A 15420-nucleotide genomic window follows, 5' to 3' on the forward strand; every position below is an offset into this window, starting at 1 on the left:
TCGCCTGTCTGATGAAATCGCAGCGGGACATTTTTCTTTAACCATTTATCATGTATAATAATAAGTAATCTTTGTATGATATCAGTGATAAAACGAAAGCGAGTGATCTCGTTTGGAGCTAACCAATATTACTAATCCGCGCTTTTTAAAGTCGATGTCAAAAGAAGAACTGATTCAATTGAGCGCGAATATTCGTCAATTTCTAGTAGAGAAGCTCTCGAAAACAGGTGGACATATCGGCCCGAATCTTGGGGTTGTCGAGTTAACAATCGCGCTCCATAAAGTCTTTGACAGCCCGAAAGATAAACTGATTTGGGATGTCGGTCACCAATCTTATGTTCATAAAATTTTAACTGGACGTGCGAATGAATTTGATACATTGCGGCAATATAAAGGACTTTGCGGCTTTCCAAAGCGGAGTGAAAGCGATCATGATGTGTGGGAAACAGGCCACAGCTCAACCTCGCTATCTGCGGCGATGGGCATGGCCATTGCCCGTGATTTAAAAGGAACGGATGAATATATTGTTCCTATTATTGGCGATGGTGCTCTTACCGGAGGAATGGCACTTGAAGCATTGAATCATATCGGACATGAGAAAAAAGATATGATCGTCATTCTCAACGATAATGAAATGTCGATTGCTCCGAATGTCGGGGCGCTTCATAATGTGCTAGGTCGCTTGCGCACAGCAGGAAAATATCAATGGGTAAAAGACGAACTGGAAATGCTCTTAAAAAAAATTCCAGCTGTAGGCGGGAAAATTGCGGCAACAGCTGAACGTCTAAAGGATAGCTTAAAGTATTTGCTTGTTTCCGGCGTGTTTTTTGAAGAGTTGGGCTTTACGTATCTTGGACCAGTGAATGGCCATGATTTTGATGATCTGTTTGAGAATTTACATTATGCCAAAAAAATCAAAGGTCCGGTTTTGCTTCATGTCATCACGAAAAAAGGAAAGGGATATGAGCCAGCGGAAAACGATAAAACGGGCACATGGCATGGAACAGGTCCTTATAAAATTGAAACAGGGGACTTTTTAAAGTCGGCCGACCAAGCTCCATCATGGAGTAAGTTAGTAAGCGAAACAGTAAGAAAGCTTGCACGTACAGACGAACGGATTGTTGCCATTACTCCAGCTATGCCTGTTGGCTCCAAGCTGGAAGGCTTTGCTGCTGAGTTTCCGGACCGCATGTATGATGTTGGCATTGCCGAGCAGCATGCGACCACTTTGGCAGCAGGACTGGCTACACAAGGCATGAAACCATTTTTAGCGATTTATTCTACATTTTTGCAACGGGCGTATGACCAAGTGGTCCATGATGTCTGTAGACAAAATTTAAACGTGTTTTTTGCGATTGACCGTGCCGGTCTTGTCGGCGCAGATGGGGAAACGCACCAGGGAGTATTTGACATTGCCTTTTTGCGGCATGTGCCGAACCTTGTGCTGATGATGCCAAAGGATGAAAATGAAGGCCAGCATATGGTTTATACGGCGATTCAATATGATGATGGGCCGATTGCGCTTCGCTTTCCGCGCGGAAACGGGCTTGGAGTAAAGATGGATGAAGAACTTCATGCCATCCCGATCGGAACATGGGAAACGCTGCGCGAAGGTCGCGATATTGCCATTTTAACGTTTGGAACGACCGTTCCGATGGCATTAGAAGCCGCCGAAAAGCTGGCAAAGGAAAATATATCGGTCAAAGTGGTCAATGCAAGGTTTATTAAACCAATGGATGAATCGATGCTGCATGAGTTGCTGGAAAGTGGTATACCGATGCTAACGATTGAAGAAGCGGCACTCATGGGGGGATTTGGTAGTGCGGTGCTGGAGTTTGCTCATGATCACGGCTACCATCAAGCGATGATCCAGCGCATGGGCATCCCGGATCGCTTTATTGAGCATGGAAGCGTGAAAGAACTGCTTCAGGAAATCGGTTTAACAACCGCGCATGTCGTTGATCGCGTTAAGAAGATCATACCGAGAAAACAAAAAAGGGCATGAGAGATGAAAGGAAAAAAAGAACGTGTGGATGTGTTATTAGTTGAACGAGGATTAATGGAAACGCGGGAAAAAGCCAAACGGGCGATTATGGCAGGGCTTGTCTATTCTAATGAAATGCGCCTAGACAAGCCGGGAGAAAAGGTGCCTGCCGACATTCCGCTTACTGTGAAAGGAAATGCTTTGCCCTATGTGAGCCGAGGCGGATTAAAGCTTGAAAAAGCGTTGCGCCTATTTGATGTAAGCGTAAAGGATAAAATTCTTTTGGATATCGGTGCATCGACCGGGGGATTTACGGACTGCGCGTTGCAAAACGGAGCGAAAATGTCATATGCGCTTGATGTGGGATATAATCAATTAGCGTGGAAGCTTCGGCAGGATGAAAGGGTTGTCGTGATGGAACGAACGAATTTCCGCTATGTTACTCCTGCTCATTTTACTAAAGGGCTTCCAGAAATAGCAACGATCGATGTATCGTTTATTTCGCTTAAGCTGATTTTGCCTGTATTAAAAACCGTGCTCGTTCCAGAAAGCGATGTCATCGCTCTTGTCAAGCCGCAGTTTGAAGCGGGAAAGGAGCATGTCGGAAAAAAAGGAATTGTCCGTGATCCTAGCATCCATGAACTCGTTCTTGTTTCCATCATTGACTTCGCTCTTAGCGAAGGCTATGATGCACTTGATTTATCCTACTCTCCGATTACGGGAGGAGACGGAAACATTGAGTTTTTGCTTCACCTTCGTTGGGAAGGAGAACAAGAAGCGGGCAAAAATAAACTGTCGAAGCGGCCAGCTGACATTGTCAAACAGGCTCATAGTGAATTAAAAGCGGGCGCTGAGGAAAGGGAATAACAAAAGCGTTATTCCCGTTTTTGCGATAAATGAGGACAAGTGTGAGGTGTTAATCTTGAATAAAGGACAAAGGCACATTAAGATTCGCGAAATTATTACGAATTATGAAGTGGAAACGCAGGATGAGCTAGTCGATATGCTGAAGGAGGCTGGCTTTAATGTCACGCAGGCAACGGTTTCACGCGATATTAAAGAATTGCAGCTTGTAAAGGTGCCGATGATGAACGGCCGGTATAAATATAGCCTTCCTGCTGATCAGCGTTTTAACCCGTTGCAAAAATTAAAGCGTGCTTTAATGGATGCGTTTGTCAAAATTGATGGCGCAGGGCATATGCTTGTGATGAAAACGTTGCCTGGAAACGCTCATGCAATCGGCGCTTTGCTTGATAATCTTGATTGGACGGAGATTGTTGGAACGATTTGCGGTGATGATACATGCTTGATTATTTGCCGTACTCCAGAGGATACCGAAAAAATCTCGCAGCGCTTATTAGACATGCTATAGTATGAGGTGATTCCAAGGTGCTTGCGGAATTATCAATTAAAAATTTTGCCATTATTGAGTCTCTGTCGATCTCCTTTGAGAAAGGCTTGACAGTGCTGACAGGGGAGACAGGAGCCGGAAAGTCCATTATTATTGATGCCATCCATTTGTTGATTGGTGGGCGTGGTTCCGCTGAATTTGTTCGCTACGGCGAAGAGAAAGCGGAAATTGAAGGACTGTTTTTATTAGAAGAAGAAACGCATCCCTGCTATCAAAAATGTGCAGAAGTGGGCATTGATATTAGCGAAGGGATGGTCATTCTGCGCCGAGAGATTTCGGTAAGCGGAAAAAGCGTTTGCCGCGTGAATGGCAAATTGGTGACGATGGGAATTTTGCGCGAAATTGGCTCTACTCTTGTCGATATCCATGGGCAGCATGAACATCAGGAATTAATGGATTCCAGCCGGCATTTGCCGTTGCTTGATGAATATGGAGGCGCAGAAATTGCTTCGGCCCTCGAAGAGTATCAAGCGGTGTATCGAAAATATGAACAGTTAAAAAAACAGCTGCAAAAATTGAATGAAAATGAACAGCAAATGGCGCACCGCCTTGATTTGCTCACATTTCAGCTTGATGAGATTCAAAAAGCCGGCTTGCAGCCAAATGAAGATGAACAATTAATGGAAGAAAAAGTAAAGATTGTGAACTTCCAAAAAATATATGAAGCGTTAAAGAATAGTTACGAAGCGCTATATGGAGAACAGCGCGGGCTTGATTGGATCGGGCTTACGATGAGCCATTTAGATGACGTTGCTCACATTGATGCCGGCTTGAGAGAAATGCATGAAACGATCGCCAACAGCTATTATTTACTCGAAGAAATGGCTTATAAATTGCGCGATCAATTAGAGCAGTTGGAATATGATCCGAACCGCCTTGATTTTATTGAAGGACGCCTGAATGAAATTAATCATTTAAAACGAAAATATGGACAGACAGTCGCCGATATTTTGCAATATGCAGAAAAAATTGCCCAAGAGCTTGATACGATCCAAAATCGCGATACGCATATTCATCAGCTTCAAAAAGAACTGCAATCTGTAACAGAAGATTTACTGATTGAGGCGAAAAATGTTACCGCTGTGCGAATGAAGCATGCCCAAACGCTGGTTCAGCACATTTATCAAGAACTCAAAGATTTGTATATGGAAAAGACGCAGTTCGATATTGTTTTTAGCAAACGGGAGGGCTTGCTTGATGCTCCGTTAATTGATGGCGTGCCTGTCAAATTTCAAGAGGACGGTGTTGATGTCGCCGAATTTTATATTTCAACAAACGTTGGCGAGCCGTTAAAACCTCTCGCTAAAGTCGCTTCAGGAGGCGAACTGTCTCGCATCATGCTGGCCTTAAAGAGTATTTTTTCTAAGCATCAAGGCGTTACATCGATCATTTTTGATGAAGTGGATACGGGAGTGAGCGGACGCGTGGCGCAGGCGATTGCTGAAAAAATTTATCGTGTGTCTGTCGGCTCACAGGTGCTTTGCATCTCCCACTTGCCGCAAGTCGCAGCGATGGCGGATACGCATTTGCTCATTTCTAAGGAAACAGACGGAAATCGAACCAAAACATCGGTCAAAGCACTTACAGAAGATGAAAAAATTAAAGAAATTGGCCGAATGATTTCTGGGGTGGAAATTACAGAGCTGACAAAGGAACATGCGAAAGAGCTGCTTGAATTAGCAGCAAAAATCAAAGGATGAAAGGCTATCCATTATGGGTAGCTTTTTTTATTAGCAAAAACGATTATATTTATGAGGATTAAGGCAAAATTAAGATTGTAGTCACATTTTGAAGGTGTAGGTGGGAGCGAGGAGAGTGAAAAGGTTTGAACGCAGAAACAATAAGAAAAATGATGGGGATCTTTCTCCTTGTTTCATTCGTATTAATCAGTACATCGAAGCCGGTAAGGGAGTATTTACGCATTCCAAAGCAAATGGTGATGTTTGAAGGAGAAAAAGCAACATTCGCTTCTGCTCTTCCTGTTCATGCAGAGGTGAAAGACGCTTCTCATTCCATTGAGCTTGAGAAAGCAGACGATACCCTTACCGTTGAGGCGAAGCAGCCTGATGAAGAGAAGGTAGTGTTAAATATGGGAGGAGTGCCCATTAAGCAGATTGACGTTAAAGCGCTCCCAAGCTTGAAAGTGATTCCTGGAGGACAATCGATCGGTGTGAAATTAAATACACTAGGAGTTCTTGTGGTCGGCTATCACCTTGTTGATACAGAAAGCGGAAAAAAATCACCGGGAGAATTGGCTGGAATCCAAGTTGGAGATATGATTACAAGTGTCAATGGGAAAAAAATCGAAAATATGAGCGACCTCTCTCCTTTTATTGAAAAGTCAGGGAAAACAGGACAGCCATTGGACTTGCAGCTTATTCGCGATCAACGTTCGATAGCGACGAAACTAACCCCATTAAAAGACAAGCATGACCACGCTTATCGCATCGGCTTATATATCCGTGATTCGGCTGCTGGTATCGGAACGATGACCTTTTTTGACCCCATTTCCAAGAAGTACGGAGCACTTGGACACGTGATCTCAGATATGGATACAAAAAAACCGATTATCGTTCAAAATGGACAAATTATGAAGTCGACAGTCACCTCGATTGAGAAAGGAAGCAGCGGAAATCCGGGTGAAAAGCTCGCAAGATTTTCCAAAGATAAAGAAATTATTGGGAATATCACAACAAACAGTCCTTTTGGGATTTTTGGAAAATTATCGAAATCAGTGCCAAATGAATTGTATGATAAACCAATGCCAGTGGCTTTGTCGAGCCAAGTAAAAAAAGGGCCAGCAAAAATGCTGACGGTGATTGAAAACGACCGAGTGGAGGCGTTTGACGTTGAAATCGTCAATTCAGTTCCGCAAAAGTTCCCGGCAACAAAAGGACTTGTCATCCGTGTCACTGACCCTCGGCTACTGAAGAAAACGGGAGGAATTGTGCAAGGAATGAGCGGCAGTCCTATTATTCAGGATGGGAAGCTAATCGGAGCAGTCACACATGTGTTTGTAAATGATCCAACGTCAGGATACGGCGTGCACATTGAATGGATGTTGAATGAGGCGGGAATTGATATATATGGATCCAAACAAAAAGCGAGCTGACAAATGCTCGCTTTTTGTTTGAAAAAAGGCAAAAAAAAGTCAATATTTTTTTGTTGTTTGCATAGATATTTGTTGAACGATTCGTTAAAATAAAAATACGAAGATTTTTCGACAAAGAAATGAGGGGTTCTGCGTCGAAATGGAACGGTTATTGATGAATTTTAAAAAGATACTTATTTTTGAAAAAATAAAGGATTTTTGCTGACGCTGTCGAATGAATTTTAAGGAAGAAAAAATGATGAATTGGAAGCGGGGAGGAAGATTTTCTTGAAGATTAAAGTGTGTATTGCGGATGATAATCGCGAATTAGTAAGCTTATTAGAAGAATATATTTCCAATCAAGATGACATGGAGGTCGTTGGCGCAGCTTATAATGGCCAAGACTGCTTACATATGCTTGAAGAAAAGCAAGCGGATATATTGCTACTCGATATTATTATGCCTCATTTGGACGGATTGGCTGTTCTTGAGAAGATGCGCATGAAGCGGGAAAAACAGCCAAATGTCATTATGCTGACCGCTTTTGGTCAAGAGGATGTAACCAAAAAAGCCGTTGATTTAGGCGCTTCTTATTTTATTTTAAAGCCGTTTGATATGGAAAATTTAGTTCATCACATTCGTCAAGTGCATGGAAAAACGACTCCTCTTGTGAAAAAAGCGGTGTCCTCTTATCAAGTGCGTGAAAGCAAGCCAAAAAATCTAGATGCAAGCATTACGAGCATTATTCATGAAATCGGTGTACCGGCTCACATTAAAGGATACTTATATCTCCGTGAAGCGATTTCGATGGTATATAATGATATCGAATTGCTTGGTTCGATTACGAAAGTGCTTTATCCAGACATTGCAAAAAAATATAATACAACCGCCAGTCGCGTCGAGCGGGCGATTCGCCATGCGATTGAGGTCGCTTGGAGCCGCGGTAACATCGAGTCGATTTCCTCGCTGTTCGGCTACACCGTCAGCATGTCGAAAGCGAAACCAACCAACTCGGAATTTATTGCGATGGTGGCGGATAAGCTGAGACTGGAGCATAAGGCGAGTTAAAGGCAATAATATCAACGTTTGGGTGATTTCGAACATACATTTTAGTTACCGATAAATATCGGGACGAAGCCAATAAATGTTTGTGCGTATGTATACGAAAAAGAAACGCCTCTTATTTACCGGAAAAAGAACGGTAGTAAGGGGTGTTTTTATTTTGTCCGATTTTATTATCCAGTTAGACAATTTCATATTGCATTGTGAAGCTAAACATTTATCGTGCCAAACCTTTGGACAAATGTTGTAGGAAACCGGTAAAAAGAAGGGACCACTGCCAGGAAACAAATTTGCTTATGAGGGTAAAGGGTTGACTTATCTGAAGTATTAAGGATATTATAGATTCATGAAGTCTTTAATTAGGAGGTGAGAAAGTGAAGTATTCCAAGGCAACTAATTATGCTCTCCATACCATTGTTTATTTAGCTTTGTTACCACCAGGAAAAACAATAGGTGTAAAGCCTTTAGCTGAAGCTCAAAAAGTGTCGCCTACGTACCTTTCTAAGGTTTTAACTAAATTAGTTAAATCTGGATTTATCGAGTCGGGCACGGGAGTTAACGGCGGATATCAATTAATTAAAGATGCCAAAGATATAACGTTTTTAGATATCATTCATGCGATTGAGGGAACGACCTCATTGTTTAATTGCGGTTTAGATCATACTATACATGATAGACAAAATTGCTTTATTGAGAAAGTAATGAATGAAGCTGAACAAAAAATGGAAGATTATCTAAGATCTCAAACGATTGAGCATATATTACAAAAAGTAGATAAGAATATTGTGAATCGTATCCGTTCTGTAGTAAATTAATTTTTTTGATTAATTATAGATTTTAAATATCTTTAATATCTCTAATAAATTTAAAACTAAATGAGGTGGGAAAATGATTTTAGATTGCGCAATAATAGGTGGTGGCCCTGCAGGATTGAGCGCCGCTCTTGTGTTAGGCAGAGCTGGAAGAAAAGTGATCCTTTTTGACGATGATCAACCGAGAAATGCCGTTACTCAGAAATCACATGGATTTATTACTAGAGACGGTGTTACTCCAAGAGAGTTCAGAAAATTGGCTCATCAAGATATCAGTAAATATCCATCTGTCCAAATAAAAAAATGCAAAATTGTAGAAGTAAAAAGAGAGAAAGGTTCTATATTCAAACTAATAACCCATGGTAAGCCATATTTAAGTAAAAAAATGATTATTGCAACGGGTCTTAAAGAAAGCCTCCCCAATGTGAATGGGATTAGGGATTATTATGGGAAGAGCATATTCAGTTGTCCTTATTGCGATGGTTGGGAATTAAGAGAACAACCTTTAGTGCTAATCTCTGAAAACAACAATGCTTTCCATATGGCAAAGATGGTTTATCAATGGAGTAAAGATTTAGTTGTTTGTACGAACGGCAATAAAATAATCTCAGAAATAGAAGAGCAAGTACTTAAAAGAAAGGGTATTATTATTAAGAAGGAGCCAATATTAAAGTTAAGTGGTTCAGATGGAAAATTAGAAAAGGTGGTTTTTGAGGACGGTACAGAAATTAATCGATCAGGTGGCTTTGTTACAACTGATCTCGAGCAACCTAATGACCTTGCTAAATCGTTAGGATGTGAAGTGAATAAAAATGGTCGAGTGATTGTTGACGTTTTAGGCAGGAGTAATGTAGAGGGGGTATATGCCGCTGGGGATGTATCTGTAGTCGGGCCTTCACAGTTAGTAATCGCTGCTGCTCAAGGAACGTGTGCTGCCATGGGGGTAAATAGTGATTTGACAATGGAAGAATTCAAATGAAATCTGCCCTTTGAATAAATGGTTAATTCAACGATGAAACAATGATTTTGTGGTTCACAAGTGACAGCGAGGCATTGATCCAATTAGAATAGATAATAAATTTACTCTTGTTACAAAAGTGACGTAAACCGAATGCGATTATCGGCTTTCTCCTTTGTATCAGTTAATATCGCTTGTGAGAGCCTGGTTTTAAACGATTCAAACGGTGCTACCACTCAACGCTGATTGTAGAGACATGCAATCACATTTAGCGAGAGCTGTAGAAAAAGGCAGTCCTAAAAAATTAGGCTACCTTTCTTCTTTTTTGTCCGCTTTTTCGATTTCTATAAGCTTTTGGATTAAAATATGCTGGGGCATATGCATCACTTGCTCGATTGGGATGCCAAGCGCTTTTGCTAGCTTTTGTGCGGTTTCTAGCGAAATTTGATGTGGACGCATATTGAATCACCTCTCTGTTTATTTGGAAAAGAGCAGCATTTTCATTTATGCATGAAGAGCGTTGATTCGCTTAGTAAAAGGAGATGGCTAGCTGTGAAAAAAGCTTTTCGCTTTTCCGCCGCTGCGGCACATGGAAAAGCCGGTTGCCGTTCAAAGAATGGATAATCAACCCTCGCGCTCTTGCATATAATTTTACTATGTTTTCGATTGCTTGGGAAAGGGGCAGGAGTATGACCAAAATTTTTGCTCATCGCGGATCGGCTGGCACGCACCCCGAAAATACGATGATTTCATTTTATGAAGCGGAACGCGTAGGAGCTGACGGGATTGAATTAGATGTGCAAATGACGAAGGATGGGAAGCTTGTGGTCATTCACGATGAAACGATTGATCGAACAACAGATGGGACGGGCTGGATAAAGGACTTTACGTATCAAGAGCTTCAAGCGTTTAATGCGGTTTATAAATTTGCCAATCAGTACGGAGTCTGCCGAATTCCGTTGCTTGAGGAAGTACTTGAATGGATTTCGCCCACTTCGTTATTATTGAATATTGAATTAAAAAACGGATTGATTGCTTATCATAAGCTGGAAGAAAAAGTGATCGAGATGATCAAATATTATCGATTAGAATCCCGTGTCATTTTATCTTCATTTAATCATAACAGCATGGCACGTTGTCATCAAATGGCGCCGGATATCGCAACTGCCCTGCTTTATATGGAGCCGCTCTATCAACCTTGGCAATATGCTCGGCTTCTTGGCGCGAGCGGCTTGCATCCTTATTACCGCACGCTGTCTCCATTATTTGTTCAGAAAGCCCATGCCAACCAGATTGCGGTAAGGCCGTTTACGATCAACCATGAACGGCTGATGAAACAAATGTTTGAACATCGAGTAGATGCTATTTTTACTGATTACCCACTGAAAGCAAAACAAGTCAAAAAATGACCTGAACAGTATCGTTCAGGTCATTTTTTTTGGAAACGGGGCTGCACTTTATTGCGTTTTCGATCACGATGAAGAATAAAACCGCCAACAAACCCTAAGCCAAGCGCAAATAAAACAAAACCGCCCAAAAATTGCAGCCAAAGAGCAGGAATGGGAGGATGTAGGATGCCAAATAAGGTATCGCGCATCCATTTAATTCCTAAAGCAGCTAAAAAGCCAGGGATCAATAAAATCACAAGGGCAATGATTCGTTGCATACGAGCAGAATCCTTTCCTATAGAAAATGGGTTCATGAAAAAATCATAACGATTTGATTATATTTGTCAAGAAATATTCATTAATGATATGATAAAATTGTCTGCAAAAAATTGCATAGTTTAAAGGTGAAGCAAATGAAAAAAGCATTGATTGTAGGAGCCAGCAAAGGTGGCACTGCTTTATTGAAAATATTTCAGGAAACAGCGATTGTTGAGATCGTAGCCGTTATTGATCGCGATGACAAGGCGCCTGGATTAGAATTGGCGAAAAGAATGAATATTCGTACAGGAAACGACTGGCGTCCGTTTTTAACTGACGACATTGATATTGTGGTGGAAGCAACTGGTGAAAAGGATGTGTTTGCGGAGATCAGTCAAAAACGAAAAAAAAATACACTTGTGATTCCTGGAGAGGTCGCCTATGTGATTGCCGAGCTTGTCGAAGAAAAAGAGGCGTTGATTTCGACTTTGAAAAGCGAAACAGCACGTCTTGATTTAATCCTTAACTCCACCCATGATGGAATGATTGTAGTGGATGAATTTGCTTATATTACACACATGAATGACAGCGCTGCCGCTATGATCAAAGTCGATAAGCAGCAAGTGATTGGAAAGCATGTTTTAGAAGTGATTCCGACCAGCCAGCTGCCTCGCATATTAAAAACGAGAAAAACGGAAATTCATCAAGAACAAGAGCTTGAAAACGGCCGAAAAATCATCACGACACGCATTCCGATGATCGATGAATCAGGGAGATTGTTTGGCGCGCTGGCGGTTTTTAAAGATGTGACAGAAGTGATGAAACTTGCTGAAGAAGTAACTAATTTAAAGGACATCCGCATGATGCTGGAAGCGATTATTCATTCTTCTGAAGAAGCCATTTCAGTGGTGGATGAGCACGGAAAAGGCATTTTGATTAACCCTGCCTATACGCGCATTACCGGCCTATCTGAGGAGGAAGTGATCGGAAAACCAGCGACAGCTGATATTTCTGAAGGGGAAAGCATGCATATGCAAGTGTTGAAAACACGGCGTCCTGTTCGTGGAGTGCGCATGAAGGTAGGACCAAAAAGCCGTGATGTGATCGTGAATGTCGCTCCAATTATTGTCGATGGCATGTTAAAAGGAAGCGTCGGCATTATTCACGACGTCTCAGAAATTCAGCGTCTGACTAACGAATTAAACCGAGCACGGCAAATTATCCGCACGCTGGAAGCGAAGTATTCGTTTGATGATATCATCGGTACATCGGAAGAAATGATGGTGGCCATTGAACAAGCAAAATTAGCTGCGAAAACCCCTGTTACCATCTTGCTGCGCGGCGAATCAGGAACGGGAAAAGAGCTGTTTGCCCACGCCATTCATAATGCCAGCGATAGAAAATATAACAAATTTATCCGCGTGAATTGTGCGGCCATTTCTGAAACACTATTGGAGAGCGAACTATTCGGATATGAAGAAGGCGCTTTTTCCGGTGCGAAGCGTGGCGGGAAAAGAGGGTTGTTTGAAGAAGCGAATAATGGAAGCATTTTTCTTGATGAAATCGGCGAGCTTTCTGCTAATACTCAGGCCAAGCTACTTCGCGTTTTGCAAGAAAGAGAAATTGTCCGTGTTGGCGGCACAAAGCCCATTCCTATTAATGTGCGGGTGATTGCCGCGACAAACGTCAATCTGGAAAAGGCAATTGCTGAAGGAACATTTCGCGAAGATTTATACTATCGCCTCAGCCGTATGCCGATCCATATTCCGCCGCTTCGCGCAAGAAAGCAGGATATTGTTGCTTTATGCCGACATTTAATCCATAAGCTGAATCAGGATTATGGCAGAAATGTCGAGGGCTTGACGGAGGAAGCGATTCGCTATCTTTTATCCTATGATTGGCCGGGCAATGTTCGCGAGCTGGAAAATGTATTGGGCCGGGCCATGATTTTTATGAAATTCAATGAAGTGCTTATTGATGTTCACCATATTCCACCGCTGCAAATGCCGCAGAATAAGGCGTTAGCTGAAGAACCCACCTTTGCAAGCAGCATCGGTCCGCTTGATGAAATGCTTGAAAAATATGAGGCTCAATTAATTGAAGCAGCCTTGCTTGAACATCAAGGGAATAAAACAGCCACAGCCAAAGCGCTGGGAATTTCGATTCGCAGCTTATACTATAAGCTGGAAAAATACGACCTTGCAAAAAAATACACGCAATAAATTGCATGGTGTGAAAAAAAATGCAAAAAGATAATAAAGCGTTTTCAACGATTTTTCGTCATTTTTCTCGCTTTTCTTTCATTCGTTTATGTTTTTTTATTTGGCACAGTTTTTGCATATAATAAAAAGCGGACAAAATGATAAAGAAAAAAGGGGTTGGATGCATGAAATGAAGCTACAATCACTAGTTGACCAAGCAACCCAATATTCCGATATGACTGTTGCGGTTGCCGCAGCGGAAGACGAAGAGGTGATTGAAGCCGTTACGATGGCCTTAGATCATCAATTCGGAAAATTTGTTTTATATGGAGATCGCGAACGTATTTCGCAGCTGCTTAAGCAGAAGAACAAGGATTATGAGAAAGAGGGAAAAATCCAAATTGTTCACGCTCATTCCGTCGCTCAAGCAGCCGAGCTTGCTGTTAAGTCGGTTCGCTTGAATGAAGCGAATGTATTAATGAAAGGAAATATTCCGACAGCGACCATTTTAAAAGCCGTGTTAAATAAAGAATACGGATTGCGAACAGGAAGTGTATTATCCCACGTGGCCGTGTTTGAAGTGCCACATTATGATAGATATATCATCGTCACAGATGCAGCGATGAATATTGCACCTGATTTAGAGCAAAAGGCGCAAATCATTGCCAATGCCGTTTCTGTTGCGAAATCGATTGGGATTGAGAAGCCAAAGGTCGCTCCACTTGCGGCGGTTGAGGTCGTCAATCCAGCTATGTCGGCCACTATTGATGCAGCCGCGCTTTCGATGATGAATGACCGCGGTCAAATCAAAGGATGCATCGTTGACGGGCCGCTCGCGCTTGACAATGCAGTATCTCCAGCTGCTGCTGAGCATAAGGGAATCGTCAGCGAGGTTGCAGGAAACGCTGATATTTTACTCGTTCCTGATATTGAAGCTGGAAACATCTTATATAAATCGCTGGTTTATTTTGCCAATGCGAAGGTAGGGGCTGTGATTGCAGGGGCGAAAGCGCCGATTGTCTTGACATCACGCGCCGATTCGGCTGAAAGCAAGCTTTATTCGTTAGCACTTGCGGTTTGCTCCGCATCTAAATAAATGATAAATGAAAGAAATAGGGGAGGAAAATCACATGGAAATCTTCAAATATATGGAAAATTATGACTATGAACAACTATTATTTTGCCAAGACAAAGAATCAGGATTAAAAGCGATTATTGCGATTCACGATACAACGCTTGGTCCAGCACTTGGCGGAACTCGCATGTGGATGTATGAATCAGAAGAGGCTGCGATTGAAGATGCGCTTCGTCTTGCTCGCGGTATGACATACAAAAACGCAGCTGCTGGCCTTAATCTTGGCGGTGGAAAAACGGTGATTATCGGCGACCCTCGCAAAGATAAAAACGAAGCGATGTTCCGTGCATTTGGCCGCTTCATTCAGGGTTTAAACGGCCGCTATATCACAGCGGAAGACGTTGGTACAACAGTGGCTGATATGGACATTATTTATGAAGAAACGGATTACGTAACAGGAATTTCGCCTGCGTTTGGTTCTTCAGGTAACCCATCTCCTGTTACCGCTTATGGCGTTTATCGCGGTATGAAAGCAGCAGCAAAAGAAGCTTTTGGAAGCGACTCTCTAGAAGGAAAAACCATTGCTGTTCAAGGTGTTGGTAACGTAGCTTACAACCTATGCCGCCATCTTCATGAAGAAGGTGCGAAATTAATCGTGACAGATATTAACAAAGAAGCGGTACAACGTGTTGTGGAAGAGTTTGGAGCAAAAGCCGTCGACCCTAACGAGATCTACGGCGTAGATTGCGACATTTTTGCACCTTGTGCACTTGGCGGTGTTATCAATGATCAAACGATTCCGCAATTAAAAGCAAAAGTGATTGCAGGAGCAGCTAACAACCAGCTTCGTGATGCCAAACACGGCGATATCATCCATGAAATGGGTATCGTTTATGCTCCTGACTACGTCATCAACGCAGGTGGCGTTATCAACGTGGCGGATGAGTTATACGGATACAACCGTGAACGCGCAATGAAGCGAGTAGAGCAAATTTACAACAATATTGAAAAAGTATTTGAAATCGCTAAACGTGACAACATTCCATCCTATAAAGCGGCAGACCGCTTGGCAGAAGAGAGAATTGAAACAATGCGTAAATCTCGCAGCCAATTTTTACAAAACGGCCATCACATTTTAAGCCGTCGTCGCGGTCGCTAAACAATAATCGGTGAAAGCGGG

General features: G+C 42.2%; 14 protein-coding genes. 12 read left to right on the forward strand and 2 right to left on the reverse strand.

All coding sequences use genetic code 11. From position 1 onward, the window contains the following. Positions 1-112 precede the first annotated feature (112 nt). The 8 genes from dxs (at position 113) to GFC28_RS18450 (ending at position 9339) form a co-directional block, all read left to right on the forward strand. Complete coding sequence (gene dxs / locus GFC28_RS18415; protein ID WP_044744470.1) at positions 113-2005, forward strand: 1-deoxy-D-xylulose-5-phosphate synthase; 1893 nt, start codon at positions 113-115, stop codon at positions 2003-2005. Between the two features lie 3 nt (positions 2006-2008). Further along, complete coding sequence (locus GFC28_RS18420; protein WP_044744469.1) at positions 2009-2851, forward strand: TlyA family RNA methyltransferase; 843 nt, start codon at positions 2009-2011, stop codon at positions 2849-2851. 55 nt (positions 2852-2906) lie between these two features. After that, positions 2907-3356: a transcriptional regulator AhrC/ArgR gene (gene ahrC, locus GFC28_RS18425; RefSeq protein ID WP_044744684.1), complete on the forward strand. Its 450-nt coding sequence runs from the start codon at positions 2907-2909 to the stop codon at positions 3354-3356. Positions 3357-3373: 17 nt separating this feature from the next. Then, positions 3374-5095 (forward strand): DNA repair protein RecN, encoded by a 1722-nt coding sequence (gene recN, locus GFC28_RS18430; protein WP_044744468.1) that lies wholly within the window; start codon positions 3374-3376, stop codon positions 5093-5095. Positions 5096-5220: 125 nt separating this feature from the next. Then, on the forward strand, positions 5221-6507 hold the full coding sequence (gene spoIVB, locus GFC28_RS18435; protein ID WP_044744467.1) for a SpoIVB peptidase: 1287 nt from the start codon (positions 5221-5223) through the stop codon (positions 6505-6507). Positions 6508-6774: 267 nt separating this feature from the next. Next, on the forward strand, positions 6775-7554 hold the full coding sequence (gene spo0A, locus GFC28_RS18440) for a sporulation transcription factor Spo0A (protein WP_044744466.1): 780 nt from the start codon (positions 6775-6777) through the stop codon (positions 7552-7554). Between the two features lie 368 nt (positions 7555-7922). Next, on the forward strand, positions 7923-8363 hold the full coding sequence (locus tag GFC28_RS18445; protein ID WP_044744465.1) for an Rrf2 family transcriptional regulator: 441 nt from the start codon (positions 7923-7925) through the stop codon (positions 8361-8363). A gap of 73 nt (positions 8364-8436) precedes the next feature. Continuing rightward, on the forward strand, positions 8437-9339 hold the full coding sequence (locus tag GFC28_RS18450) for an NAD(P)/FAD-dependent oxidoreductase (protein ID WP_044744464.1): 903 nt from the start codon (positions 8437-8439) through the stop codon (positions 9337-9339). 288 nt (positions 9340-9627) lie between these two features. Here GFC28_RS18450 and GFC28_RS19080 read toward each other — a convergent pair whose 3' ends face one another. Further along, on the reverse strand, positions 9628-9777 hold the full coding sequence (locus GFC28_RS19080) for a YycC family protein (protein WP_082063733.1): 150 nt from the start codon (positions 9775-9777) through the stop codon (positions 9628-9630). Between the two features lie 230 nt (positions 9778-10007). On the opposite strand from GFC28_RS19080, the gene GFC28_RS18455 reads away from it, so the two are divergent. Then, complete coding sequence (locus tag GFC28_RS18455; RefSeq protein WP_044744463.1) at positions 10008-10727, forward strand: glycerophosphodiester phosphodiesterase; 720 nt, start codon at positions 10008-10010, stop codon at positions 10725-10727. 20 nt (positions 10728-10747) lie between these two features. Here GFC28_RS18455 and GFC28_RS18460 read toward each other — a convergent pair whose 3' ends face one another. Continuing rightward, positions 10748-10984, reverse strand: coding sequence for a DUF2627 domain-containing protein (locus tag GFC28_RS18460; RefSeq protein WP_044744462.1), 237 nt, complete (start codon positions 10982-10984; stop codon positions 10748-10750). A 135-nt stretch (positions 10985-11119) separates the two neighbouring features. Here GFC28_RS18460 and GFC28_RS18465 point away from each other — a divergent pair, with 135 nt between their 5' ends. The 3 genes from GFC28_RS18465 (at position 11120) to bcd (ending at position 15399) form a co-directional block, all read left to right on the forward strand. After that, a complete protein-coding gene (locus tag GFC28_RS18465; RefSeq protein WP_044744461.1) occupies positions 11120-13186 on the forward strand; it encodes a sigma 54-interacting transcriptional regulator in 2067 nt (688 codons plus the stop codon). A gap of 169 nt (positions 13187-13355) precedes the next feature. Then, positions 13356-14261, forward strand: coding sequence for a phosphate butyryltransferase (gene yqiS / locus GFC28_RS18470; RefSeq protein ID WP_044744683.1), 906 nt, complete (start codon positions 13356-13358; stop codon positions 14259-14261). A 34-nt stretch (positions 14262-14295) separates the two neighbouring features. Further along, a complete protein-coding gene (gene bcd, locus GFC28_RS18475) occupies positions 14296-15399 on the forward strand; it encodes a branched-chain amino acid dehydrogenase (protein ID WP_044744460.1) in 1104 nt (367 codons plus the stop codon). Positions 15400-15420: the final 21 nt, after the last annotated feature.

It is taken from the genome of Anoxybacillus sp. B2M1 (assembly GCF_001634265.1).
GTDB lineage: Bacteria > Bacillota > Bacilli > Bacillales > Anoxybacillaceae > Anoxybacteroides > Anoxybacteroides rupiense.